This window comes from Ruegeria sp. HKCCD6119 (genome assembly GCF_013110585.1).
GTDB lineage: Bacteria > Pseudomonadota > Alphaproteobacteria > Rhodobacterales > Rhodobacteraceae > Ruegeria.
In genome coordinates, this window is record NZ_WVQV01000014.1 from 42,249 (window position 1) to 64,453 (window position 22,205).

The window sequence follows — 22,205 nt, forward strand, 5'->3', positions numbered from 1 at the left end:
CGCCTGCCCTCCGGTTGCCTCATACCTGACATGAGCCTGTCCCCCGAACTTTTGTTGCATGGCTATTCCATCGGTATCTTTCCGATGGCCGAGCATCGCGATGACCCCGACCTGTTTTGGGTGGATCCCAAGTTTCGCGGCGTCTTTCCATTGGACAGTTTCCACATTTCTCGAAGCCTGGCGCGCCGTATCCGAAACTGCGGGTTCGATATCTCGATCGACCAGGACTTTTCCGGCGTCGTCGACGGGTGCGCCGACAGAGCAGATACCTGGATCAACGCCGAACTTCATGACCTGTACCGCCAGCTGCACCAAACAGGGTATGCGCATTCACTGGAAGTCTGGGAAAACAACACGCTGGTGGGCGGCGTCTATGGTGTGACCCTGGGCACAGCATTCTTCGGCGAAAGCATGTTTTCAAGACGCAAAGACGCCTCGAAGATCGCCCTCGCCTATCTTGTGGACCGCCTGAGGCAAACCGGGTTCCGTCTGTTTGACACGCAGTTTCTGACAGCGCACCTGGCCTCTTTGGGCGCAATCGAAATTCCGCGCGGCGCCTACAAGAAAGAGCTGGAAAAGGCCTTGAACCACAGCGCCGATTTCTCGGCACCGCTGAATCAGTCGGCGGCGGGTGTGATACACCGTATGACCCAAACGTCATAACGCGCGTGATCCAGCGCATTCAATGCAGGGGAGGTTGCGATCATCCAACCGTCAAACAGCTGATCGGCCTTCCCACTCTCCCAGATGGTCAGATATGCGAATGCGTCACCCGTTGGATTGTCAACGGGAAAACGGCAATCTCCCAAGGCAACATCCAGCCCAAAAATCGCTGCCGTCGCGCCGGTCTGCAATTCAACATCGACAGTCTGGCCGTTCACCTTGTCCAGGCCCCGCAGCATTGCCCCGGGCCCAGATTGAACTTTCTGCTGCGCGGCCGCACCTGTGGCGGCCAGCAACAAGGCAAGAATCGTGGCGCGTATCATTCGCTGCCGTCTCCGGCTACGAACTTGACCAGCAGCGAAATCAGGCTGACCGCGCCCTGCGTATCCTCGATCTCGTCGCCGGGATCAAAGTAGAATGGCGACCCACCTGGCATCACCTCGACAAAATTGCCCCCCAGCAAACCTTCTGAGGAAATGACAATGGCACTGTCGTCAGGCACCAGAATGCCGTCTGCAATCGTGAAAGTCGTGTCAGCGCGGTAGGTATCCGGGTTCAGGGTGACGCCCGTCACGGTCCCGATCTTGACGCCCGCAAGGCGCACATCCGTACCGACACCCACCCCCTCCAGAGATCTGAAAGACGCGCCCAGTTCATATCCAGCGGCACCTTGCGACAAGCCCGTCGATTGGCTGGCATAGACACCAAATGCAACGGCACCGGCCAATACGACGCCGCCGACAAGAACTTCGGTCCAGTTATGGGTCGACATTATCGCCTCGTTTATTCCGGGCTCCAGGCCTCATAGTCCTTACGTTCAACCGGTTCCGCGCGACGCAGAGATCCGGCAGGAGCATAGGCCAGCGCGGTGCCGGTCAGGTTTTCCTGATGTGGTTTTTCCCAGGATTTATGCGGCAGCGGTTTATCTGTCGGAGGCTCGTCCCAAGTGCGATGCAACCAACCATGCCATTCAGGATCAACCCGGCTGGCTTCGGCCTCGCCATTGAAGATAACCCAACGCTTGCTGTCATCAGCATTGCGGTAAAACACGTTGCCTTCATTGTCTTCGCCCACTTTCACGCCCTTGCGTGCAGTGTAGATCTGAGTGTTCAAAGTTGACCCATTCCACCAGGTCACGGCTCGCAAAAGACTGTTCAGGATTCCCATCGGGTGCCTCCGGCATTTCGTCGAAGAAAGGTATGGACCAAAGGCCCGCCAAGGTCCAGTGCCCCTGATACCACCTGCGTCACTCCGGCAAAAAGGCGGTCACTTCGATCTCAATCCTGTATTTCGGATCAATCAAACCGCATTCGATCATCGTCGCAGCCGGTGGATTGGCGCCAAAAGTCTCGGCCAGGATCGGCCAGCACGGCTCAAACTCGTTGCGGTCCGGCAACATGTAGGTGACCCGAACCACATCGTCAAAGCCTGCGCCTGCCTCAGCCAGCGCCTTGCCGATGATGTCCAGCGCAGACCGGCATTGCGCCACCACGTCCTCGCCCTGCCCGACGGTCCCGGCGACATGAACCCAGCCGCCCGCAACCACTGCGCGGCAGTACCCGACCATGGCTTCGAACTCACCACCCGAAGAAATGCGCTGCACTGCCATAATCCGTCACCTTTGATGTTCGAAAACTTGCTTAAGCTTCCGCCGCCTGACCACGCATGACTTCGCGTGCGAGCGACGGATCCACAGCTTCATCTGGCTAAAAATATCCCGGGGGGATGCCCGAAGGGCAGCGGGGGCAGAGCCCCCTGAACCGGTTCAAGTGAAGTCCCACCGTCGCGGTAAAAGCCCGGCCTCAGCCCGCCGAGGCCGATTCCTTGGCCGCATCGGCATAGATGAACAGCGGCTGCGCGTCGGACATCACCGCCTCTTCGTTCACCACAACCTCGCTGACATTTTTCATGCCCGGCAGTTCGAACATGGTGTCCAGCAGAATATCCTCGAGAATAGACCGCAGGCCGCGCGCGCCGGTTTTGCGCTCGATGGCCTTTTTGGCAATTGCCTTCAAGGCATCATCCGTAAAGGCCAGTTCAACATCTTCCAGTTCGAACAAACGCTGGTATTGCTTGACCAATGCGTTCTTGGGTTTGGTCAGGATGGTCACCAGCGCGTCTTCATCCAGATCCTCAAGCGTCGCCAGAACCGGCAGCCGACCGACGAATTCCGGGATCAGTCCGAATTTCAGCAGATCCTCGGGTTCCAGATCCTTGAATATCTCACCCACACCGCGGTCGTCATTGTCGCGCACATCGGCACCAAAGCCCATGGCCGAGCCTTTGCCACGTTGCGCAATGATCTTGTCCAGACCCGCAAATGCGCCGCCACAGATGAACAGAATGTTCGTCGTGTCCACTTGCAGGAATTCCTGCTGAGGATGCTTGCGGCCACCCTGTGGGGGGACGCTGGCCACTGTCCCTTCCATCAGTTTCAGCAATGCCTGCTGCACGCCCTCACCCGACACGTCACGCGTGATCGAGGGGTTTTCGGATTTGCGGGTAATCTTGTCGACCTCATCGATATAGACGATGCCGCGCTGCGCGCGTTCGACATTGTACTCACTCGCCTGCAACAACTTGAGAATGATGTTTTCGACATCCTCACCCACATAGCCGGCTTCGGTCAGGGTCGTCGCGTCAGCCATGGTAAACGGCACGTCCAGAATACGCGCCAGCGTTTGCGCCAGCAGCGTCTTACCGCAACCGGTCGGGCCGATCAGCAGGATATTCGACTTTGCCAGCTCGATATCACTGCCCGCTTTCTGAGCGTGGTTCAAACGCTTGTAATGGTTGTGAACGGCCACCGACAGAACCCGCTTTGCCGTGGCCTGACCAATTACATAATCGTCCAGTACTTCGCAGATATCCTTGGGCGTCGGAACACCGTCAGATGACTTCAGCCCGCTGGCCTTGGTCTCTTCGCGGATGATGTCCATGCACAGCTCAACACATTCATCACAGATGAAAACCGTGGGGCCTGCGATCAGCTTACGGACCTCATGCTGGCTTTTGCCGCAGAAGCTGCAGTAGAGCGTGTTTTTCCCATCGCCGCCTGAATTCGTCGCCATGATCTACCTTTCGGGCTTCGTCCCTGCGCCCCTTTTCGGGGGCGCTTACACCTGTGTGTGCAGCTTAGGCCAGCACTCTGGCGGCTACAATCTCAAAATGACCCCCGCGCCGGTGACGCGGGGTATCGGCCTCAGGCCTCTTCCGTGTCCATTTTCGCTCGATTTTCAACGATCTCATCGATGTGACCCCATTCCTTGGCCTCTTCCGGGCTCATGAAATTGTCACGATCCAGCGCTTTTTCGACCGCCTTTTTCGTCTGCCCCGTATGACGTACGTAGATGTCATACAGGCGATCCTTCAGCTTTTGGGTTTCGGCCGCGTGAATCATGATGTCACTGGCCTGGCCCTGGTACCCGCCACTGGGCTGGTGCACCATGATGCGGCTGTTGGGCAGTGAAAAGCGCATTCCCTTCTCGCCCCCGGCGAGCAGGACCGAGCCCATCGAGGCCGCCTGACCGATCACCAATGTGGAACATTTCGGCTTGATATATTGCATTGTGTCGTAAATCGACAAACCGCTGGTTACCACTCCGCCGGGCGAGTTTATGTAGATCGAGATTTCCTTGTTGGGGTTTTCAGCTTCGAGGTGCAGCAATTGCGCCACAACAAGATGGCTCATCCCATCATGAATCGGTCCGTTGATGAATATGATCCGCTCTTTCAGCAGGCGGGAGAAAATATCATAGGCGCGCTCGCCCCGGCTGGTCTGCTCAACGACCATGGGAACAAGTGTATTCATGTAGGTTTCTACGGGATCGAACATTCGTAACCTGCCTGTTTAGCTATGGATCGGGACAATATCCCAACAAGTGTTACCTGAGTCTTAGTGTCGGCTAAGGGGGGCTGCAAGGGGGGCAAGTGAGAACGCTGACCGAATGTGGATCATCATCAATCGTCAAGGCGAACCATCTGTTGTTTCCGGCAACGATCAGCAGATCGCCTTAAAGTGAATCATCTGCCCCCTCGCGTTGCGGGAACGTTCAATCCGAATTCCCCTTTCATACATCACGCTATTTTGATTCATACATATAGAAATGAATGTACGAAACATGTACTGAAGGGTCTCACACTCACGTCTCTTTACGTAACGGAAACAACGCCCGGCCAACGGGTTTGCAAGGAACTCAATCGATGGCACTTCCTCAGCTGTCCCAGGACATGTCAAAAGAAGATTTTGACCGCATGGTCACCAACGCGACACGCGCCTCTAATTTTCTCAAAGCGATAAGCCACGAAGGCAGATTGATGATCCTCTGCCATCTGGTGTCCGGTGAAAAATCCGTCACCGAACTGGAAGAATTGCTGTCCGCCAGGCAAGCCGCTGTATCACAGCAACTTTCCCGTCTGCGACTTGAAGGGTTGGTGATACCTCGCAGGGAAGGTAAAGCCATCTACTATCGTCTGGCGGATGATCGTCCCCGCCGCATGCTCGAAGTCGTTTACGAGCTCTTCTGCAGCGACGGCCCGGCCTAGGAACTGGCTCCGGTTGAAAAAAGGTGCTACCGAAAAACAATCGAGCACCAAGGAGACGAACATGATCCGCGTAATTCTGATGGGCCTGAGCCTGTTTGCACTGACTGCCTGCGAAACCGCCAAAGGCGCCGGCAAGGATATCGAAAAAGCCGGAGATGCCATCCAAGGCGCAGCAACCGACGTGCAGGAAAGCCTGTAATACACTTTATTTTGCGCCGCGCGCGGGCCTTCTCTCAATATGTAGTTGAAAGACATGGCATGCCGCGGTAGCTTTCCCTTACAGGTGCATAGACGCGGCATTGCATCATCTGACGCTAAATCGGGGCTCTTTCGCACACGCAGAAGAGCCCCGGTCCCTTTCGGCAGGGGTGAGTGGTAGCCTGTATGAAACCGAAATCCGGCAAAGGAAAAGGCGCCAGGTGCGCAGACGCGGTCTTTGCATGCGTCCTTTCGGACACTCCTGACGCCTTACCGGGTCGATGCGCTCCGAAGAGCACCCGATCCAGTTGCTACAGCCCCCTGGGAGACTGCAGCGGCTGCATTGTCCCCGAAGAGACATCACAGCGTGCATCGGCCCTCTGAGAAGGTAACCATCCGACTTGGGCACGAAACCCTCGTTCGGCTGATCACCCACCGGTAAGCCATTGCAGTTCAACGCAAATCCTAAGATCCAGTCTCTCTGCCAAGACCCCCGGGCCTTTGCGTCCCACCTTCGGTTCCGAAGAACCTGTGTGGTGTTCAGACTGTTGCAGCATGCCTTGTATCTGACAAGAAAATAGCACTGCAGCATGAAAATTAGACGGGGATAAATTGTTGGTATCTGCCAGGAAATCTTTGTGGATAATCCGAGAAGTTTCGACTCCACGCATGTTTGTCCCGGGACATTTTCAGGCCTGAACCTGAGCCCGGCTTTTGGCCCAATGCTGCGGGCGCAAAGGCCACCGCACGCGCCATTAGTTGAGAATTGCGGGGTTTGTACAACTCTCGGACCACCAATCTTTCGAATCGTACATACGGAGATTCGCCGATGCGTTGCACCATTTCCCATGCGCGCGCCAATTTGGGCGCTTTGGTCACCCGCGCACAGGACCCGCGCGAAGTGATCATACTGACCCGGCACGGCAAACCGCTGGCCGCTCTGGTCTCGGTCGCAGAAGCGAAGCGGATCTGGCATTTGCAGGATGATGACGAGATCGGGTGGAAACACCCGCTGTCGGGCATTCGCGGAATGTGGTCGCGGGGACGCAACATCCCCGGAATGGAACCGGGACCGGACGGCAGCTATGTCACCGCGCGCGAAGCCGCGCTGAAGGTTCGCGAGATCCAGATGACCCGCGCCGAGGAACGCCACATTCTTGCGCGGGGTGGTCTGGTTCCTATCGCAGGCGGTGAACTGGCCGCCCGGCCCGTCTCCGCGCTGTGGAGACGATTGTTCCGTTTTTGAGAAGCGGTCCGACCCGCACGTGGCAACCTACTAACCTCCGCCGCAGTCAAAATTGCAGCAGCGATACTTACCCCCTACAATCGTCCGGGCCGGACACGCTTCAGTTCACCTGACGTTCCAGAACGGTGCTGTAGGTCGTTCCGTTCCGCAGGCTACGGAAATCGGCAAAGATCTTGCCATCTTCGTACCGCGCATCGATCAACGCATTCGCGCCGATCAGCAGAGGTGAGGTTTCGACGATGCCGATGCTGCCCGTCCCATCGAGGCTGATGGTGCCGGTGGCCTCGTATTCATTCCAGTCGGAATCGCCATCGCGACGCCATTTGCTGTGCCCCCAGAAAACGTTGCCGTCCTGAAGCTGCACATCCAGCATCCATTCGGCCTGATTGAACCGGGGCTGATCGCCTTTGTAGTAATGGCTGGGCTGAACGGTCGTGTAAGACCCCAGCCAGGTGCCGCGCAGGTCGGGCGTGGTATCGGCCAGCGCGGCCGTTCCAAGGGCGAGGGTCGTGGCCAAAGCGGCTGCTCCGACAGTCATGTATCTGGTCATGGGCTCTCTCCTTCTGTCTGGTCAACAGATTGGGACCGCCCGAACCGGTTACAACTTACTTGAGGGAAACTTCATGATTGGTTCAGCGGGGGCTTAGAATGGAGTTTCAGGCCCAGGCCAAAGCTGTCCCGACAATGACCAGCGCGATGCCAATCCCCTCGCGATAGGAAAAGTTCTCGCCAAACAGGAAATACGAGGCGATGGCGATCAGCACGACCTCGGCCCCCAGAATGCCGGTATAGATGATGCCCAACCGTTCGTTGCGAAGCGCGGCAAGTTCCAGCGTCGCGGCGGCCAGCAGCGTGGCAACAATCAGAAGGGTCAGGCCAACACCGGGAATTTTCCACCAGAACTTCATCGAGATCATGGCAACGGAATAAAGACCCGCCGACCCGAGGGCGATGAGAGGGATGAGCGATGTGGACATAGGGGCCTCCTGCAGAGGTTGCCGTCGCGTCAACATTAGCAGGGGGGCGGTGTCGGGGCTGTGAGGTGGGTCACAGTGGCAAATGGTTGGAGTGAAGCCCGACTTAGTTGGGGCGTATGTTCACATCGGCCAATCGGCGTGACCATGCAGGAGCATTGGGTTTTGTGACGACAGAAGTCACGTTGAGGCCCGCCCGATGCTTGCGGGCTTTCCATTTACCTTTCCCGTCAAACTTCTCCCGTCAAACTTCAAACGATTTTAGAGATACCATTCAATTTAGCCGCATTCGTCTGGGATGCGATAATATTCAACAACTTAACAAGCATTTTTTTCTCCATGATTGTCATTGACTTAGCATAGATGGTGCAGCAACGATACTAAGGCAAGGTATATTACAAAAGGTTTATTTTAGCATGATTGAGATGAAAATCGTACTGCAAGGTGGCGGCGCTAAACTGTTGACACTTTTGTCTGCGGTTCACGGAGTTCAAAAACTGACTGACGACGGTCAATTAAGTTTCTCGGAGGTTTCCGGGTCATCGGCAGGCTCAATTGCAGGATTGGTACTCGCTTTGGGGCTTCCTGCAGACAGAGTCAGGGAGCACTTCAAACAAGAAAACATGCGCCGACGGCTCGCGCAACTAAAGCCCCCCTCAAAGGCAGATGTTTTCTGGAAGACAATCTCTGGATCAACCGTCTTGCGGGACAGCGTGATAAAAGAGGTAGTTTATGAAATTTTCAGCCTCGCTGGTATCAAGGATGACAAAGAAACGATTTCACTCAAATATCCACTAAAGGTAACCGTAACTGACATACATAACCAAGAAGTGGATTTCTTCAGCATTGAAGGCAAGTCACTAAAAGAGGGCGTACAAACAGTCGTCGATAGTTGTGCGATTCCGATTATTTTTAGGAACCACAACGATACTGTTAATGCTGACAAAGCTGACGGCGGGTTGTTCGAAAATTTCCCTACTTCCAAACTGGTTGAAAACTACGATCCAAACCGAGTTATGGGTCTTAGCTTTCGAAAAGACTACCCCAACAAGCCCTTTCGCGAGACTTCAGATTGGAAGCTTAGCCAATACGTTGGAAAAGTAATATCCGCCGCAATTAACGCGAATATCTCTGCCTCGCTAAGAGAATTGCCAGAAGAGAACGTCATTCAGTTACCTTCCGACTTTGACATGTTGAGCTTTGACACAGCTATCAATGAAATGCTGCTGTCCGAAAAAAGGCATTTGGAAATTTCCGATCTAACCTACTCGAAAACCACTGAAATCATGGACAAAATCCGTGGCATGGACGAAAAACGGGAATGGAGCGAAAAAACGCTGATCCCTTTCACGTACGAACAGATGACAGCTGCCTGTGCAGACCTTCTAAAATTGAGGAGAAACAATAAGCTAGACCTAGATGCCAAAGTCTACGTTGAGCTCAACAGTCAATGCTCGGAATCCGATCCAGCATATAAGAATGGGTTCGATACATTTTATCAAAAAATGATCTACAAAGTTCCTGAAGAAGGGATTGATTGCCTTGGAGTTGTAATTAGCGAATACGAGAACGAAGCGGAATTTGCGATGTATGCTGACATCATCGCACGCGATGAATTTGACAACAAACTTCCTCTTGTGGTTCTTCCAGCCAAACCGAGTGACTTAAGTAAAGGCTTCAAAGTACTTGTTATTATGTTTAAAAAGTGTCTGCTACCGGGCGACACTAAGACGATTACTCTAATTCAACGCGAACTAATTAAAGATCAGTTTACAAAAATCGCGACCGAAGGTTGGGACTACATGGAGTATTCTCCTGCCACACAAGGCAAAATTGAGAATTTGACAATCGCGTTTGGCGTTCCCGCTGAGAAGGCAAGCCTTTACTATATAGAAGCCGCCACTTCTCCATACTCCAAAGATAGTGAAGAGTACGAATTTACCGATGGATCCGTTACATCGGAAACAAGTTGGTTAGACGAAATAGCGACACCAGGAATCAAGGTTCTGTCAGTTGAGGCCAAAGAAGCTACCGGACCAGACAAAGTATTTACTGCGTTGCTAAAAAAGCTAACGCGCACCTAACTATCCATCTTCAACGCCGAAATAAACGCCTCCTGCGGGATATCGACCTTCCCGAACTGGCGCATCTTTTTCTTACCCGCCTTCTGCTTGTCCAGCAATTTGCGTTTCCGCGTGGCGTCGCCTCCGTAGCATTTGGCGGTCACGTCCTTGCGCAGGGCGGACAGGGTCTCGCGGGCGATGACCTTGCCTCCGATGGCGGCCTGGATCGGGATTTTGAACATGTGGCGCGGGATCAGGTCCTTAAGCTTTTCGCACATCGCCCGGCCCCGCATCTCGGCCCGGTCGCGGTGAACCATAGTTGACAGCGCATCGACCGGCTCGTCATTCACCAGCACCGACATCTTGACCAGATTGTCCTCGGTATAGCCGGTCATCTGGTAGTCGAACGAGGCATAGCCTTTGGTCACCGATTTCAGGCGGTCGTAGAAGTCAAAGACGACCTCATTCAGCGGCAGGTCATAGACGACCATGGCGCGGCTGCCTGCATAGGTCAGGTCCATCTGGATGCCGCGGCGGTCCTGGCAGAGTTTCAGCACGTCGCCCAGGTATTCATCCGGCACAAGGATGGTCGCCTTGATGCGCGGCTCCTCGATATGGTCGACCTTCGAGGGGTCGGGCATGTCGGCGGGGTTGTGCAGCTCGATCATCGCGCCGTCTTTCATGTAGACGTGATAGATCACCGACGGCGCGGTGGTGATGAGCTCGATATCGTATTCGCGTTCGATGCGGTCGCGGATGACCTCAAGATGCAGCAGGCCCAGGAAACCGCAGCGGAAGCCAAAGCCAAGCGCGGCCGAAGTTTCCATTTCAAAGCTGAAGCTGGCATCGTTGAGCGCCAGTTTGTCGATTGCATCCCGCAGGTCTTCGAATTCGGCGCTGTCCACTGGGAACAGACCACAGAACACCACCGGCTGCGCGGGTTTGAAGCCCGGCAGTGCGACTTCGGTCCCGTTGCGGTCATTGGTGATGGTGTCACCTACGCGGGTGTCGCGGACCTGTTTGATGGATGCGGTCAGGAATCCGATCTCGCCGGGGCCAAGCGAGTCGACCATCTGCATCTCGGGGCGGAAGACGCCGACACGGTCGACATGGTGCAGGGTGTTGTTTGACATGAACTTGACGCGCATCCCCTTTTTCAGCGTGCCGTCCATGATGCGGACCAGAACGATGACGCCCAGATAGGCGTCGTACCACGAATCCACCAGCATCGCCTTGAGCGGTGCGTCCAGATTGCCCTTCGGTGCGGGCAGGTGCTGTACGATTGCTTCCAGAGTTTCGTGGATGCCCTGCCCCGTTTTGGCGGAAACCTGAATGGCGTCGGTCGCGTCGATACCGATCACATCTTCGATCTGTTCGGCCACGCGGTCACAGTCGGACGCGGGCAGGTCGATCTTGTTGAGCACCGGCACGATCTCATGATCGGCGTCGATGGCCTGATAGACATTCGCCAGCGTCTGCGCCTCGACCCCTTGGGTCGAGTCGACCACCAGCAGAGAGCCCTCGACCGCGCGCATGGACCGCGAGACTTCGTAGGCGAAATCAACATGACCGGGGGTGTCGATCAGGTTCAGCACGTATTGCTCGCCATTGTCGGCGGTATAGTCGATGCGAACCGTGTTGGCCTTGATGGTGATGCCACGTTCGCGCTCGATATCCATGCTGTCGAGCAACTGTTCCTTCATGTCGCGATCCTTCACCGTTCCGGTCTCTTGGATGAGCCGGTCAGCAAGGGTGGATTTGCCATGGTCGATATGCGCGACGATGGAGAAATTGCGGATATGAGCGAGGTCTGTCATGGGTTGGGGATATGTAGAGGAATCGTGGATTGGTCAATAGAAACGCGACAGAGTTTCGGTGCCTTGTTTGATAAGCATTAGTAGGGCAGTCGGGAACGGTCACTTATTAGAGGTGTGCATGGTCGATCTGACAAATCCGGATAAGGTCCAAGAGTGGGTCAACAGACTTGAGGTTAAAACTGGGATATCATTCGTCGCTCGCATGATGCTTAGAGAACTACCTTGTGTGTTTTCGCTTCGAGACCAAAATGTTGACGGTTGTGATCTGAGACAGCTTTTCTTGATTTGCCTAAGATCAAATATTGTTTGCGGAGTTGAGAGCGTGTTGCAAATACCAAAGACAAGTACCGAGTTCGCAACAGCCTCCTTTGATCATGTCAAACATGCATGGGGTAGTATATCCATCGCCACCAACCTTCCGGGCAATTTACAATCGGCAGCCTTTGACGCAACCAAAGTTACACGGCGCGCGCTTAGGATATCTAGTTACAGCCATGCGGACTCAAAAACAGTCTTGGCCGGGGCACTCGGTGCCATTCACGAATTTTATTTCGACACATCCGCTCTCGCTGCCGATATTGATACCCTCACAGCAACACGTACTGATTCAAAGCAACTATTTGCGACAGAGCTTTGGGATTGCAAAGCGCCAGCACAAGAAGATCAACGAATACAAGAATTTTTAGAAGGAAGCATGGGAACACCATTGGAGTTTTGGGCCGATTGGTATGAGGGGATGTTGAAGGGTGAACCGTTGGACTGGGAGTTACAGCGGCGGGTTGCTTTGATTGGCAATAGTATTTGGAACGCAGGCCCGGAAGCTGTTGCTGAAGAAATTGCGGAAATTCAGGCAAGGTGGGAAGTCGAGAAAGCCTTATCGGACATCAAAGGTAGCCTGACAGTTAGAACCTCAGCACGCCACGGCATCGGAGGGAACAACCCTCCTAAGAGCATCGAAGATGAACGGTTGTCCGACGCGATAACCTTGATCTGGGAAGCGACCGACGACCTCTCGACGGCTTTGGAAGAGGAACGCCCTGCTCGTGAGTGGATTGAAGCAATTCTGGGCAAACTCAAAGCAGGACTGGTTGGCTTACTCAAGTGGTGCGTTGGCAAGGCAAATTTAGGAGTTGGCACTGCGGTCGTTGTAGGCTCAACCAAAGGCACTACAGCGATCGTTGACGCTTACATAGCTAAACACCCGGAGAAAATTGAAGCGTTGATCGAGGCCATTGAAAGGTGGCTCCCGCTCCTGTCCTGACCGGTGCCGAGCTGAAACCCGGCCTACGGGGGTGGCGGGATTGTATCGTTTCCGGCTCGTGCAATCACTTTTTCGCAACGTATGATTGATCCGCGCGCCCATTTGATTCATACTCCGCCGCAGACCGAGAGGGGCGCAAGACACCTCCGGGCAGGCAAAAACGAGGCTCGAGTATGAAACAGTTCCTCTTAATCGCATTTTGTGCGGCATCGCTGACGGCGGTGGCTCCGGTTGCGGATGCGGCGCAGATCAAGCGGGCGTGTCTGGCGTCGGACCGGTCGGCGGCGACGCGGGATCGGTGCAGTTGCATCCAGCGCGTGGCGGATCAGGCGCTTACCCGCAGCGATCAGAAAACCGTGGCCAAATGGTTCACCGACCCCCATCAGGCGCAGGAGTTGAAGATGTCGCAGACCGCGCGCGACGATGCGCTGTGGGACCGGTATCAGAACTTTGGCCAGATGGCGCAGGCGATCTGCAGCTAAGCCCCTCTGAAACCTTGACCTGATCCACGCTGCGCCCCAGAAAGGCGCAGCGAAAGGTGTATCTTATGGTGATGAAAGGGCTGACCCTGCGGGGCCTTGAGGTGTTCGAGGCTTTGGCGCGGACGGGATCGGTGGCACAGGCCGCCGAGATCACGGGGCTCAGCCAGCCATCCGTTTCCCAACAGTTGCGCAATCTGGAAAAGGCTCTGGGCACCGAACTGGTCGATCACGGGCGCCGACCGATGCGCCTGACGCAGGCCGGGCGCAGTTTTCTGGTGCGGGCCGAGGCGGTTCTGGCCGAGCTACAAATGGCACAAAGCGAATTGTCGGTCATGGATCTGGGGCATCTGACCACGCTCTCCATCGGATTGATCGACGACTTCGACAATGACCTGACCCCACGGCTGGCCACGCTGCTGGCGGACAGTCTGACCCGATCGAATTTCAAACTGATCACCTTGTCGAGCCTCGATCTGTTCGAGGCCTTGGCCGAACAACGCCTGCATATGGCCGTCACCGCCCATAGCGGAGAAGTGCTGGAAGGGGTGGTCGAGTACCCTCTGGTCCGGGATCCGTTCATTCTGGTTGCGCCTCAGGGGGCGGGCGGAGTGGAGGCTGTGCAGAACAGCCTGCCATATCTGCGCTATGCCCGCGAGCAGCTGATCAGCCGGCAGATCGAGGCGCATATGGCGCGCGGCGCGCAGGAGTTCGAGGAACGGTTCGAGATCGGCTCGCACATGGCGCTTATGGCCATGGTTGCACGGGGTCTGGGTTGGGCGATCACGACGCCGCTGGGCTTCATGCGCGCAGCGCGTTTTCATGACGGGCTGGAGGCCCACCCTGCCCCGTTCGGGGATTTCTCGCGCAGCATATCATTGCTGGCGCGAACGGGCTGGTCCGATCAGGTGCCGCAGGAGGTCGCGGGCATGACACGGCGTCTGATGCAGAACCAGATCGTTGACCCGGCTTTGGCCAAACTGCCCTGGCTGAGCGGATCGCTGCGGGTGATCGGCGGTTAACTGTCCAGATGGGCAGCAAGGCCGTCAACCGCTGCCTCGATCAGGTCCAGCGCGCCATCGAAATCCCGTGTGTAATAGGGGTCAGGCACATGATCCGCGCCGGCCTCAGGGGCGAAATCGGTCAGCAGGCGCACCGGGGTGTCACTGCCGGCGGGGCGCAGATTCTCGATATCCGCGATGTTGTTGGCGTCCATGCCCAGGATCAGGTCGAAGCGGTCGAAATCGGCAGCGGTGAACTGACGCGCGCGCAGGTCGCCCAGATCGATTCCCCTGACCTTTGCAGCTGCCTGCATTGGGCCATAGGGCGGTTTTCCCGCATGCCAGCCCATGGTTCCGGCACTATCGGTTACGTGATGCGGCGCGCGGGCGCGAAAAACGCCCTCTGCCGCAGGCGAGCGGCAGATATTGCCCAGGCAGACAAAGAGGATACGGTGTGACATGCACCAAGCTGTACCGCGCGGAGGAGAAATGGAAAAGATCGTGATTCTGACCGGGGCCGGAATATCAGCCGAGAGCGGGTTGAGCACCTTTCGCGATGAGGGTGGGTTGTGGGCCCAGCACCGCATCGAGGATGTCGCCACGCCGGAAGGATTCGCCCGCGATCCCGCACTGGTTCAAGGGTTTTACAATGCGCGGCGGGTTCAGGCCTCCGAAGTTCAACCCAATGCCGCTCATGAAGCACTGGCCCGGCTCCAACGGGACTGGCCCGGAGACGTCGTGATCGTGACCCAGAACGTGGACAGCCTGCACGAGGCGGGCGGCGCAAAGGATGTCATCCACATGCACGGAACTTTGGCGGGCGCGCTGTGTTCAGCCTGTGGCCATCGCTGGACCGCCCCGCCCGAAATGGCGGTTGGGGAATCCTGCCCCGCCTGTGCGCGGCCCACGGCCCGGCCCGATGTGGTCTGGTTTGGTGAAATGCCCTATTTCATGGACGAGATTTATGACCACCTGAGCAGCGCGTGGCTTTTTGCCGCCATTGGCACCTCGGGTCAGGTTTATCCGGCGGCAGCGTTCGTGCACGAGGCACAAGCGGCGGGCGCTCGGACGATCGAGATCAATCTGGAACCGTCGCCGGGCGCATCCGGGTTTGATGAAAGAGTTGTCGGCAAAGCGACCCAGACAGTTCCGCAATGGGTCGGGCACCTGCTTGCGCCGCATAGTTAAAGTACAGACAACACTCGCTTAATTCGGTTAGAATGCCCCCGAAACGACTGGAGGACAAGACATGACGGATCAGGACCCCCGGACCGGTGAAATTCTGGATGAAGGCAGCATGGCCGGGCGCGACATGCTGGGAGAGCAGCTTTCCAGCCTGTGGTGGACCTTTCTGCTGCGCGGAGTATTGGCCGGGCTTGTCGGTATTGCAGCGCTGTTCTGGCCGTCTGGCAGCATCGCGTTGCTGCTGCGGCTGGTTGGTGTGCTGCTGATCCTCGATGGTGGCCTGACGCTTTTGGGCGTTGGGCGTCGCGGGGTAATGGGCGGCGCTGCAATCGGTGCGCTTCTGATCGGGCTTGTCCTGCTGATCTGGCCGGAAGGGACGGTCAAACTCGCCTTTTTCCTCATGGGCGCATGGGCGCTGATTATCGGGATCGGTTCGCTGGCGGCATCCGGGCAAATGCACGAGAGAGACCCTCAACGCGGCTCCATGCGCGTCTCGGGTTTTGTCGCGCTTGTGGTCGGGCTTGTTTTGATGATCTGGCCAGCGGTCGCGCTTGTTGCGCTGGGATGGGGCATCGCCTTTTCGGCACTGGCCATCGCCGCGGTCATGTTCTGGCTGGCATCCCGATTCCGCCAGGCCGGTGACCGCGTCGGTATGAAAAACGTCAACAAATAGCACCAGCGGCGGCCGCAGGAACAACAGGCCGGGCAATGCCCGGCCTGACGCATGGATGACGGCCGCAGCGCGGCCCGAAGACAGGCGTTGCCCTAGTTCGAATGAGATCCGTGCCCACCCATGTCCTGACGCTCCAGATCGACCGGGATTTCGATCTCAACCTCGCCAGCCTTTTCAAAGATCAGCGTCACCGGAACCATGGCGTCCTGCTCGAACGGTTCGGTCAGCCCCATGAACATCACGTGGTCTCCGCCGCGTTTCAGCATGTGGGTTTCGCCTGCCGGAATGGCAAAGCCTTCCTCGACATGCACCATCTTGGCCACGCCATTGTCGTCGACTTTGTGCGTGTGCAGTTCAACCCGAGCAGCGGCATCCGACGTCACGTCGACCAGACGGTCGTCCGCATCGCCCAGATTCTGGATCATCATGAACGCGGCACCTGCCTTGGCGGTCTTTCCCGACGACCGGGCAAAGGCGTCATCAACTTTGATAGTGCCTTCGGCAACAGCAGGCATGGCCAGGGTCACGGCGGCCAGGGTTGCAAACAGAGTAGTTTTGAGGGACATCGTGCCTCTCCTGTATTGTAGGTTTGAAAAAGTAGTGTCTTCAAACACGTACAGGCGGCGCGCGCGCCGGGGTGCCGGGGACCGGCAAGGCGATTTGATTGACCAGATGTCGCAGCGGCGCTAACTGCGCCTGCTCTGGTGCCATAGGCATGGGCGGCTGGGCAATGGCGACCGCGCCCATCAGGGACAGCGCGTAATCCGGGCAGTAATGCGGTGGCGCGGTGGGCTGTCCGTCTTCGTCCATATAGACAACGACCGGACCCGTGCCTGTGCACAACACCATCTGACCCACGGCCCTGTCCATGCCGCGGGACACCGCAAGGCCCTGCCCGGTCAGAACCAAAAGCAGGGACAGAGCATAAGGCAGGAATCGTGTTATGGCAGGTCTCATCCTGACCCGGGTATAGGTCAGTCAGCAAAGTGGCTTCAAGCGCCAAAGGGTCGCGCTTGAAGCTGGTTTCAGTAATCAATTCCCGGTCGTTTCACCTTGCTTGTATTGAAGCTGGTGTGGGAACGATTCACCCTGCGCTGCATCCGCGTACAAGCCGAAATTGCTTTGCGAAAAACCGCGGCCAGAAACAGGAAAAGGTAGAAACTTTTTAACGTCATAGTGAGGCCCCCGCCTGATGAATGACAGTGACGATAGGTCAGATTCGGCTTTCCGTATGTGAAGCAATTCACCAATGGCGAGAAATAATTTCGAATTTGAAAACAAAGCAAGGCAGCAGCGGGCGTCTCAAAGCAAAAAAGCCCCGCACCTCAGAGGTGCAGGGCCTGAAATACCGTAAGCGAAAAGGCTTAGGCCGTGGCTTGCGCCTTGGCGATTTCCTTCTTCACTTTCAGCGCGTTCGCCGACAGTTCTTCATCCTTGGCTTTGGCCAGGAATGCGTCCAGACCACCGCGGTGGTCAACCGAACGCAGGGCGGCTGCCGAGATGCGCAGCTTGACGCCGCGGCCCAGGGTCTCGGACTGCAGGGTAACGTCATTCAGGTTCGGCAGGAAACGACGACGAGTTCTGTTTTTGGCATGGCTGACATTGTTGCCAGTCATCGGGCCTTTTCCGGTCAGTTCGCAACGGCGCGACATGGTTTCTTCCTTTGTTTCTGGAGGCCGGGCACAAAGCCCTCGGCCAAATCACAAGGGGCACAACCCGAAGTCGCGCCCGAAAACTGGTTGGATGCGTGTAGTGGGAATCGCAGGAAGCGTCAAGACGGACCGAACGAATTCTTTCATTTTGCGCCCGCCTTCGAAACCTTGCCCCCTTTCACCCCGTCAGCTCAGTGTGCCAAGCAGTTCTTCGGCCGCGCGGGCCGGGTTCAGACGCCCGGCCGAGACTTCAGCGTTCAGGCGTTCCATCTCAGCCTTGGCCTGCGGCGTGTCGAGCCGAGCCAGAAGGGCATGGCGGACTTCCTGATCGAACCAGTATCGCGCCTGGGCGGCCCGGTTGGCTTCCCAGATACCGTTGTCGCGGCGCCACCGGGTCAGGGATTGCATCTCGTCCCAGGCTTGCTCCAGCCCCTGTTCTTCGACCGCTGAAACGGTCATTGCCTTGGGGAAACCTTCGGGATCCTGCGGGCGCTTGCGCAGCAATCGCAACGCGCCGGCATAGTCTGCGCATGTCCGGGTCGCCGTGGCCTTAAGGTCGCCATCCGCCTTGTTGATCAGGATGATATCGGCCATCTCCATGATGCCACGTTTGACACCCTGCAATTCGTCCCCACCCGCCGGGGCTAACAGCAACAGGAACAGGTCCGACAATTCGGACACCACCGTTTCAGACTGCCCGACGCCCACGGTTTCAATCAGCACCACGTCATAGCCTGCGGCCTCGCACAGGGCGATGGCCTCGCGGGTCCGTCGGGCAACGCCGCCGAGATGGCTCTGGCTGGGGGAGGGGCGAATAAAGGCGTTCTTCTCGCGGCTCAGGCGTTCCATCCGGGTTTTGTCCCCCAGAATCGAGCCCCCCGAACGGGCAGAGCTGGGATCGACTGCCAGAACCGCGACACGCAGCCCCTGCCCCGTCAGCATCATGCCAAAGCTTTCAATGAAGGTGGACTTGCCCACCCCGGGCGTACCCGACAAACCGATCCGGAGCGCCTGACGCCCCGATCCTGCGAGCTGGGCCAACAGCTCGCTGGCCTGTGCACGATGATCGGCGCGATTGCTTTCCACCAGAGTGATCGCGCGGGCCAGCGCCCGGCGCTCGCCCTTCAAAATCCTGTCGCTGAGGCTGTCTGTCTGCATTCTTGTCCCGATCCTAGAGGCAGGAATAGTTGCCGCGCTCGGGGGGCGTTTGTCCAGACCGCAGGTCTCCGGAAATGCGATCAAAGCGAAAGCTGCGTCAATTCGTGCGTTGCTTGGCCGTTCAGGGTTGTTTCTGCCGCCCCGGTGTCACCAGAACGCGCGCGGCGCGAGAACTGGACGACACCAGCATGATCGCGGATAAGAACCGGATGACGATACGCCTGCCCATCGACGACGCCATTCCCGAACTGCTGCACAGATTGTGCGCGCAGGGTCGCGCGGTATTGCAGGCCCCACCGGGGGCGGGCAAGACCACGCGGGTTCCCCTGGCAATGCTCGAGGCGGGTTTGTGCGAAGGCAGGATCGTGATGCTGGAGCCCCGGCGGCTGGCGGCCCGGGCCGCGGCCGAGCGGATGGCCGAGACCCTGGGAGAGCGCCCAGGGCAGACCGTGGGATACCGTGTGCGCGGCGAGGCGAAAGTGTCGAAAGACACCCGGATCGAGGTGGTGACCGAAGGCATCCTGACCCGGATGCTGCAATCCAACCCGGATCTGCCGGGAATTGGCGCAGTGATTTTCGATGAATTCCACGAACGGTCTCTGAACGCCGATCTGGGGCTGGCCTTGTGCCTCGAAGTGACCGACGCATTGCGGGACGATCTGATCCTGCTGGCCATGTCAGCCACGCTGGATGCGGATCCCGTCGGTGCGTTGATGGCGGCCCCTCTGGTCACATCGGACGGGCGCAGCTTTCCGGTTGAGACGCGCTGGCTGGATCGGCCATTAGGGCCGCAAGCGCGACGGTTGGATGCGTTGATCGATCTGGTGGTGCAGGCCGAGCGTGAGACCCGGAAGTCCGGCGGCGGAATTCTGGTTTTCCTGCCGGGAGAGGGTGAAATCCGACGCGCTGAAAGCCTTTTGAACGGTCGGTTGCCCGACAGTTGCGTGGTGCGCCCGTTATTCGGAGCCATGCCCTTTGCGGCCCAGCGTGCCGCGATTGCCTCGGTGGAACAAGGGCGCAAAGTCGTGCTGGCGACGTCGATTGCCGAAACCTCGCTGACGATCCCCGACATCGAGGTCGTGGTGGATATGGGACAGGCCCGGCGGGCTCGGTTCGATCCGGGATCGGGCATGTCCCGGCTGGTGACCGAACGGGTGACCCGAGCCGAGGCCATACAGCGCGCGGGCCGGGCCGGACGTGTGGCCGAAGGGGTGTGTTACCGGCTCTGGTCAAAGGGGGAAGACGGTGCGCTGGCGGCCTACCCGCCTGCCGAGATCGAAGCGGCTGACCTGACCGGGCTGGCGCTGGAGCTGTCACTGTGGGGCGCCGACCCGGCCGATCTTGCCTTCCTGACTCCACCTCCCGAAGGGACGATGGCCGAGGCGCGGGCTTTGCTGACGATGCTGGGCGCACTCGACACCAATGGACGGATCACCGATCATGGGCGCGCCCTTGCGGCGCTGCCCTTGCATCCCCGGTTGGGGCATATGCTTGTGCGGGCCGGTCCGAACGCGGCCCCCTTGGCGGCGTTGATGACAGAGCGTGACCCCCTTCGCGGTGCTCCGGTGGATATCACCCTGCGGCAAGAGGCGCTGCGCGATCCCCGGGCCTTTCAGCGCAACAGGGTCTGGCAGGTCAACATGGGCGCCGTGGATCGGATCAATGCCGAGACCAGACGGCTGCGGAAACAGGCCAAGGGCGATTCGGCCGATCTGAGCCCCGCCGCCATGGCTGCGCTGGCCTATCCTGACCGCATCGGACAGCGGCGCAAGGGTGACGCGCCGCGCTATGTGCTGTCAGGGGGAAAAGGCGTTGTTCTGGACAGTGCGGATCCACTGGCCAACGCTCCGTTTCTGGTCGTCATCGACACGGATGGCAACCCGCGCGAGGCGAAGGTCCGGATGGCCACGCAGATTTTGGAACGCGACATCCGCGATCTGTTCGCGGATCAGATCAATTGGGTCGAGACGTGCGCCTGGTCCAAACGCGAGCGGCGGGTCGTGTCGCGACGGCAAGAGCGGTTCGGCGCGATCACGCTGGATGACCGCATCTGGAAGGACGTTCCAGACGACGCCGTGGCGCGCGCGATGCTGGACGGGATCCGCGATCTGGGCTTGCGGCTGGAGGGTGCCGCCGCGCGCCTGGCCGCCCGTGTCGAACTGGTGCGTGCCGATGGCGTTGATTTGCCCGATTTCTCTGTCGAGGGCCTGATGGCCGAGATGGACGACTGGTTGCTGCCCATGCTGTCAGGGGTCAAAAGCGCCGAAGACTGGAAGAAATTCGACCTTTTGCCCGCCCTGCGCGCGCGGTTGGACTGGGCACAGATGCAGGACCTGGACCGGCGCGCTCCGGGGTCATTTGAAACGCCCTTGGGGCGCAAGGTGCCAATTGATTACAGCGCTGCCGTGCCTGAAATCTCGGTCCGATTGCAGGAGGTTTTTGGCGTGACCCGACACCCGGCAATCGGCGGCCAGCCTTTGAAGATCACCCTGCTGTCACCGGCGCAGCGCCCAATCCAGATAACGCGCGACCTGCCCGGTTTCTGGGCTGGCTCTTACGCGGATGTGCGCAAGGACATGAGGGCCCAATACCCCAAACATCCCTGGCCCGAAGACCCGACCCGGGCTGATCCCACGCTGAGGGCGAAGCGCAGACGGGAATAGAGCCGTCAGAAAAACCCGAGCTTTGCCCAAAAATGCACAAAACAACCCGGCAAACCCTCAAAAACCGGCCAGAATTGGAAGGTCTATTTGAAACCCACCATTTCCGGTGTTAATTCATGTCGGCTTTGAAGGCATAGAGTAGACAGACAAAAAAACTGATGAATGCATGGCTGCAAAAAATCTGGGAAGAGGTCGGACGACCGCTGTTCCTGCGTCCCCGACGGGTGCAGTTTGCGGCGTTGTGCACCCGCGTTCATGACGGGCAGGACCAGGTCCTTCTGATCACCAGCCGTGACACCAAACGCTGGATCATCCCGAAAGGCTGGCCCATCGATGGTTTGAGTGGCGCGGAAACAGCCCTTCAGGAGGCCTGGGAAGAGGCCGGGGTACGCGCGGATGCGGTTCACGATGAACCCATCGGTCAGTTCACTTACGACAAGATCCTCAAAGACGGATCAGCGCAACCGGTATTGACCAATGTCTACAGGATTTCGGTACGTGCGCTGGCCGATGACTTTCCCGAGGCCGATCAGCGCGAGCGCAGCTGGTTTTCGCCGGCTGAAGCGGCCACGCTGGTGCAGGAGCCCGAGCTTCAGGCCTTGTTGCGCAAACTGTAAGGAATTCGCA

The 22,205-nt window shown here is 57.8% G+C and carries 26 protein-coding genes; 12 read left to right on the top strand and 14 right to left on the bottom strand.

Translation table 11 applies throughout. The features are described from left to right. The first annotated feature begins 30 nt into the window (after nucleotides 1–30). Nucleotides 31–663, top strand: a complete 633-nt coding sequence (gene aat, locus GS611_RS19400) for a leucyl/phenylalanyl-tRNA--protein transferase (RefSeq protein ID WP_216598347.1) — start codon at nucleotides 31–33, stop codon at nucleotides 661–663. On the opposite strand, the gene GS611_RS19405 is transcribed toward aat, so the two are convergent. The 6 genes from GS611_RS19405 to GS611_RS19430 all read right to left on the bottom strand — a co-directional run bounded on the left by GS611_RS19405 (nucleotide 618) and on the right by GS611_RS19430 (nucleotide 4,498). Next, on the bottom strand, nucleotides 618–986 hold the full coding sequence (locus GS611_RS19405) for a DUF2155 domain-containing protein (protein WP_171638178.1): 369 nt from the start codon (nucleotides 984–986) through the stop codon (nucleotides 618–620). The genes aat and GS611_RS19405 overlap by 46 nt on opposite strands. After that, on the bottom strand, nucleotides 983–1,435 hold the full coding sequence (mlaD, locus tag GS611_RS19410) for an outer membrane lipid asymmetry maintenance protein MlaD (protein WP_171638180.1): 453 nt from the start codon (nucleotides 1,433–1,435) through the stop codon (nucleotides 983–985). The genes GS611_RS19405 and mlaD overlap by 4 nt, the downstream gene beginning before the upstream one ends. A gap of 11 nt (nucleotides 1,436–1,446) precedes the next feature. Next, nucleotides 1,447–1,830, bottom strand: coding sequence for an NADH:ubiquinone oxidoreductase subunit NDUFA12 (locus tag GS611_RS19415; RefSeq protein ID WP_152457346.1), 384 nt, complete (start codon nucleotides 1,828–1,830; stop codon nucleotides 1,447–1,449). A gap of 79 nt (nucleotides 1,831–1,909) precedes the next feature. After that, complete coding sequence (locus GS611_RS19420; RefSeq protein WP_171638182.1) at nucleotides 1,910–2,272, bottom strand: RidA family protein; 363 nt, start codon at nucleotides 2,270–2,272, stop codon at nucleotides 1,910–1,912. 193 nt (nucleotides 2,273–2,465) lie between these two features. Beyond that, nucleotides 2,466–3,734: an ATP-dependent Clp protease ATP-binding subunit ClpX gene (clpX, locus tag GS611_RS19425; protein ID WP_152457344.1), complete on the bottom strand. Its 1,269-nt coding sequence runs from the start codon at nucleotides 3,732–3,734 to the stop codon at nucleotides 2,466–2,468. Between the two features lie 131 nt (nucleotides 3,735–3,865). After that, nucleotides 3,866–4,498, bottom strand: a complete 633-nt coding sequence (locus GS611_RS19430) for an ATP-dependent Clp protease proteolytic subunit (protein ID WP_117869644.1) — start codon at nucleotides 4,496–4,498, stop codon at nucleotides 3,866–3,868. A gap of 368 nt (nucleotides 4,499–4,866) precedes the next feature. On the opposite strand from GS611_RS19430, the gene GS611_RS19435 reads away from it, so the two are divergent. The 3 genes from GS611_RS19435 (at nucleotide 4,867) to GS611_RS19445 (ending at nucleotide 6,652) form a co-directional block, all read left to right on the top strand. After that, complete coding sequence (locus GS611_RS19435; protein WP_171638184.1) at nucleotides 4,867–5,208, top strand: helix-turn-helix transcriptional regulator; 342 nt, start codon at nucleotides 4,867–4,869, stop codon at nucleotides 5,206–5,208. 61 nt (nucleotides 5,209–5,269) lie between these two features. Further along, nucleotides 5,270–5,407 carry an entericidin A/B family lipoprotein gene (locus GS611_RS19440; RefSeq protein ID WP_152457342.1) on the top strand — a complete coding sequence of 46 codons (138 nt, stop codon included), beginning with the start codon at nucleotides 5,270–5,272 and terminating at the stop codon, nucleotides 5,405–5,407. 828 nt (nucleotides 5,408–6,235) lie between these two features. After that, nucleotides 6,236–6,652, top strand: coding sequence for a type II toxin-antitoxin system Phd/YefM family antitoxin (locus GS611_RS19445; RefSeq protein ID WP_171638186.1), 417 nt, complete (start codon nucleotides 6,236–6,238; stop codon nucleotides 6,650–6,652). 100 nt (nucleotides 6,653–6,752) lie between these two features. On the opposite strand, the gene GS611_RS19450 is transcribed toward GS611_RS19445, so the two are convergent. Together GS611_RS19450 and GS611_RS19455 are read right to left on the bottom strand one after the other, a co-directional pair. Further along, on the bottom strand, nucleotides 6,753–7,202 hold the full coding sequence (locus GS611_RS19450; RefSeq protein WP_171638188.1) for a hypothetical protein: 450 nt from the start codon (nucleotides 7,200–7,202) through the stop codon (nucleotides 6,753–6,755). Between the two features lie 106 nt (nucleotides 7,203–7,308). Continuing rightward, nucleotides 7,309–7,629, bottom strand: coding sequence for a hypothetical protein (locus GS611_RS19455; protein ID WP_170345061.1), 321 nt, complete (start codon nucleotides 7,627–7,629; stop codon nucleotides 7,309–7,311). A 422-nt stretch (nucleotides 7,630–8,051) separates the two neighbouring features. Between GS611_RS19455 and GS611_RS19460 the strand changes: the two genes are divergently transcribed. Next, nucleotides 8,052–9,710 carry a patatin-like phospholipase family protein gene (locus GS611_RS19460; RefSeq protein WP_171616206.1) on the top strand — a complete coding sequence of 553 codons (1,659 nt, stop codon included), beginning with the start codon at nucleotides 8,052–8,054 and terminating at the stop codon, nucleotides 9,708–9,710. Here GS611_RS19460 and lepA read toward each other — a convergent pair. Further along, a complete protein-coding gene (lepA, locus tag GS611_RS19465; RefSeq protein ID WP_171638190.1) occupies nucleotides 9,707–11,506 on the bottom strand; it encodes a translation elongation factor 4 in 1,800 nt (599 codons plus the stop codon). The genes GS611_RS19460 and lepA overlap by 4 nt on opposite strands. 118 nt (nucleotides 11,507–11,624) lie before the next feature. On the opposite strand from lepA, the gene GS611_RS19470 reads away from it, so the two are divergent. From GS611_RS19470 to GS611_RS19480, 3 genes are all read left to right on the top strand, one after another. Then, nucleotides 11,625–12,767, top strand: coding sequence for a hypothetical protein (locus GS611_RS19470; RefSeq protein ID WP_171638192.1), 1,143 nt, complete (start codon nucleotides 11,625–11,627; stop codon nucleotides 12,765–12,767). A 173-nt stretch (nucleotides 12,768–12,940) separates the two neighbouring features. Continuing rightward, entirely contained in the window at nucleotides 12,941–13,249 is a 309-nt protein-coding gene (locus GS611_RS19475; protein ID WP_171229650.1) for a hypothetical protein, read from the top strand. 65 nt (nucleotides 13,250–13,314) lie between these two features. After that, complete coding sequence (locus tag GS611_RS19480) at nucleotides 13,315–14,268, top strand: LysR family transcriptional regulator (RefSeq protein WP_171205681.1); 954 nt, start codon at nucleotides 13,315–13,317, stop codon at nucleotides 14,266–14,268. On the opposite strand, the gene GS611_RS19485 is transcribed toward GS611_RS19480, so the two are convergent. Further along, nucleotides 14,265–14,708: a low molecular weight protein-tyrosine-phosphatase gene (locus GS611_RS19485; protein ID WP_171638194.1), complete on the bottom strand. Its 444-nt coding sequence runs from the start codon at nucleotides 14,706–14,708 to the stop codon at nucleotides 14,265–14,267. The two genes, GS611_RS19480 and GS611_RS19485, sit on opposite strands and share 4 nt — an antisense overlap. 28 nt (nucleotides 14,709–14,736) lie before the next feature. Here GS611_RS19485 and GS611_RS19490 point away from each other — a divergent pair, with 28 nt between their 5' ends. Together GS611_RS19490 and GS611_RS19495 are read left to right on the top strand one after the other, a co-directional pair. Further along, nucleotides 14,737–15,435, top strand: coding sequence for an NAD-dependent deacylase (locus GS611_RS19490; RefSeq protein WP_171638223.1), 699 nt, complete (start codon nucleotides 14,737–14,739; stop codon nucleotides 15,433–15,435). 61 nt (nucleotides 15,436–15,496) lie between these two features. Then, nucleotides 15,497–16,105, top strand: coding sequence for an HdeD family acid-resistance protein (locus GS611_RS19495; protein ID WP_171638196.1), 609 nt, complete (start codon nucleotides 15,497–15,499; stop codon nucleotides 16,103–16,105). Nucleotides 16,106–16,197: 92 nt separating this feature from the next. Here the strand turns inward: GS611_RS19495 and GS611_RS19500 are convergent, their stop codons facing one another. The 4 genes from GS611_RS19500 to meaB all read right to left on the bottom strand — a co-directional run bounded on the left by GS611_RS19500 (nucleotide 16,198) and on the right by meaB (nucleotide 18,915). Continuing rightward, on the bottom strand, nucleotides 16,198–16,671 hold the full coding sequence (locus tag GS611_RS19500; RefSeq protein WP_171638198.1) for a copper chaperone PCu(A)C: 474 nt from the start codon (nucleotides 16,669–16,671) through the stop codon (nucleotides 16,198–16,200). A 40-nt stretch (nucleotides 16,672–16,711) separates the two neighbouring features. Next, nucleotides 16,712–17,062, bottom strand: a complete 351-nt coding sequence (locus tag GS611_RS19505; protein ID WP_171638200.1) for a hypothetical protein — start codon at nucleotides 17,060–17,062, stop codon at nucleotides 16,712–16,714. 407 nt (nucleotides 17,063–17,469) lie between these two features. Beyond that, entirely contained in the window at nucleotides 17,470–17,757 is a 288-nt protein-coding gene (gene rpmB, locus GS611_RS19510) for a 50S ribosomal protein L28 (RefSeq protein WP_050603240.1), read from the bottom strand. A 186-nt stretch (nucleotides 17,758–17,943) separates the two neighbouring features. Beyond that, complete coding sequence (gene meaB, locus GS611_RS19515; protein WP_171232539.1) at nucleotides 17,944–18,915, bottom strand: methylmalonyl Co-A mutase-associated GTPase MeaB; 972 nt, start codon at nucleotides 18,913–18,915, stop codon at nucleotides 17,944–17,946. Between the two features lie 209 nt (nucleotides 18,916–19,124). Between meaB and hrpB the strand changes: the two genes are divergently transcribed. Both hrpB and GS611_RS19525 read left to right on the top strand, forming a co-directional pair. Next, the gene (gene hrpB / locus GS611_RS19520) at nucleotides 19,125–21,578 is read left to right on the top strand and encodes an ATP-dependent helicase HrpB (protein WP_171638225.1); all 2,454 of its coding nucleotides are present in this window, start codon (nucleotides 19,125–19,127) and stop codon (nucleotides 21,576–21,578) included. Nucleotides 21,579–21,736: 158 nt separating this feature from the next. Continuing rightward, entirely contained in the window at nucleotides 21,737–22,195 is a 459-nt protein-coding gene (locus GS611_RS19525; RefSeq protein ID WP_170345048.1) for an NUDIX hydrolase, read from the top strand. Nucleotides 22,196–22,205: the final 10 nt, after the last annotated feature.

Coding starts and splice junctions, on each gene's coding strand:
- aat (WP_216598347.1), top strand. CDS start 31: ATGAGCCTGTCCCCCGAACTTTTGTTGCATGGCTATTCCATCGGTATC.
- GS611_RS19405 (WP_171638178.1), bottom strand. CDS start 986: ATGATACGCGCCACGATTCTTGCCTTGTTGCTGGCCGCCACAGGTGCG.
- mlaD (WP_171638180.1), bottom strand. CDS start 1,435: ATGTCGACCCATAACTGGACCGAAGTTCTTGTCGGCGGCGTCGTATTG.
- GS611_RS19415 (WP_152457346.1), bottom strand. CDS start 1,830: ATGGGAATCCTGAACAGTCTTTTGCGAGCCGTGACCTGGTGGAATGGG.
- GS611_RS19420 (WP_171638182.1), bottom strand. CDS start 2,272: ATGGCAGTGCAGCGCATTTCTTCGGGTGGTGAGTTCGAAGCCATGGTC.
- clpX (WP_152457344.1), bottom strand. CDS start 3,734: ATGGCGACGAATTCAGGCGGCGATGGGAAAAACACGCTCTACTGCAGC.
- GS611_RS19430 (WP_117869644.1), bottom strand. CDS start 4,498: ATGTTCGATCCCGTAGAAACCTACATGAATACACTTGTTCCCATGGTC.
- GS611_RS19435 (WP_171638184.1), top strand. CDS start 4,867: ATGGCACTTCCTCAGCTGTCCCAGGACATGTCAAAAGAAGATTTTGAC.
- GS611_RS19440 (WP_152457342.1), top strand. CDS start 5,270: ATGATCCGCGTAATTCTGATGGGCCTGAGCCTGTTTGCACTGACTGCC.
- GS611_RS19445 (WP_171638186.1), top strand. CDS start 6,236: ATGCGTTGCACCATTTCCCATGCGCGCGCCAATTTGGGCGCTTTGGTC.
- GS611_RS19450 (WP_171638188.1), bottom strand. CDS start 7,202: ATGACCAGATACATGACTGTCGGAGCAGCCGCTTTGGCCACGACCCTC.
- GS611_RS19455 (WP_170345061.1), bottom strand. CDS start 7,629: ATGTCCACATCGCTCATCCCTCTCATCGCCCTCGGGTCGGCGGGTCTT.
- GS611_RS19460 (WP_171616206.1), top strand. CDS start 8,052: ATGAAAATCGTACTGCAAGGTGGCGGCGCTAAACTGTTGACACTTTTG.
- lepA (WP_171638190.1), bottom strand. CDS start 11,506: ATGACAGACCTCGCTCATATCCGCAATTTCTCCATCGTCGCGCATATC.
- GS611_RS19470 (WP_171638192.1), top strand. CDS start 11,625: ATGGTCGATCTGACAAATCCGGATAAGGTCCAAGAGTGGGTCAACAGA.
- GS611_RS19475 (WP_171229650.1), top strand. CDS start 12,941: ATGAAACAGTTCCTCTTAATCGCATTTTGTGCGGCATCGCTGACGGCG.
- GS611_RS19480 (WP_171205681.1), top strand. CDS start 13,315: ATGGTGATGAAAGGGCTGACCCTGCGGGGCCTTGAGGTGTTCGAGGCT.
- GS611_RS19485 (WP_171638194.1), bottom strand. CDS start 14,708: ATGTCACACCGTATCCTCTTTGTCTGCCTGGGCAATATCTGCCGCTCG.
- GS611_RS19490 (WP_171638223.1), top strand. CDS start 14,737: ATGGAAAAGATCGTGATTCTGACCGGGGCCGGAATATCAGCCGAGAGC.
- GS611_RS19495 (WP_171638196.1), top strand. CDS start 15,497: ATGACGGATCAGGACCCCCGGACCGGTGAAATTCTGGATGAAGGCAGC.
- GS611_RS19500 (WP_171638198.1), bottom strand. CDS start 16,671: ATGTCCCTCAAAACTACTCTGTTTGCAACCCTGGCCGCCGTGACCCTG.
- GS611_RS19505 (WP_171638200.1), bottom strand. CDS start 17,062: ATGAGACCTGCCATAACACGATTCCTGCCTTATGCTCTGTCCCTGCTT.
- rpmB (WP_050603240.1), bottom strand. CDS start 17,757: ATGTCGCGCCGTTGCGAACTGACCGGAAAAGGCCCGATGACTGGCAAC.
- meaB (WP_171232539.1), bottom strand. CDS start 18,915: ATGCAGACAGACAGCCTCAGCGACAGGATTTTGAAGGGCGAGCGCCGG.
- hrpB (WP_171638225.1), top strand. CDS start 19,125: ATGACGATACGCCTGCCCATCGACGACGCCATTCCCGAACTGCTGCAC.
- GS611_RS19525 (WP_170345048.1), top strand. CDS start 21,737: ATGAATGCATGGCTGCAAAAAATCTGGGAAGAGGTCGGACGACCGCTG.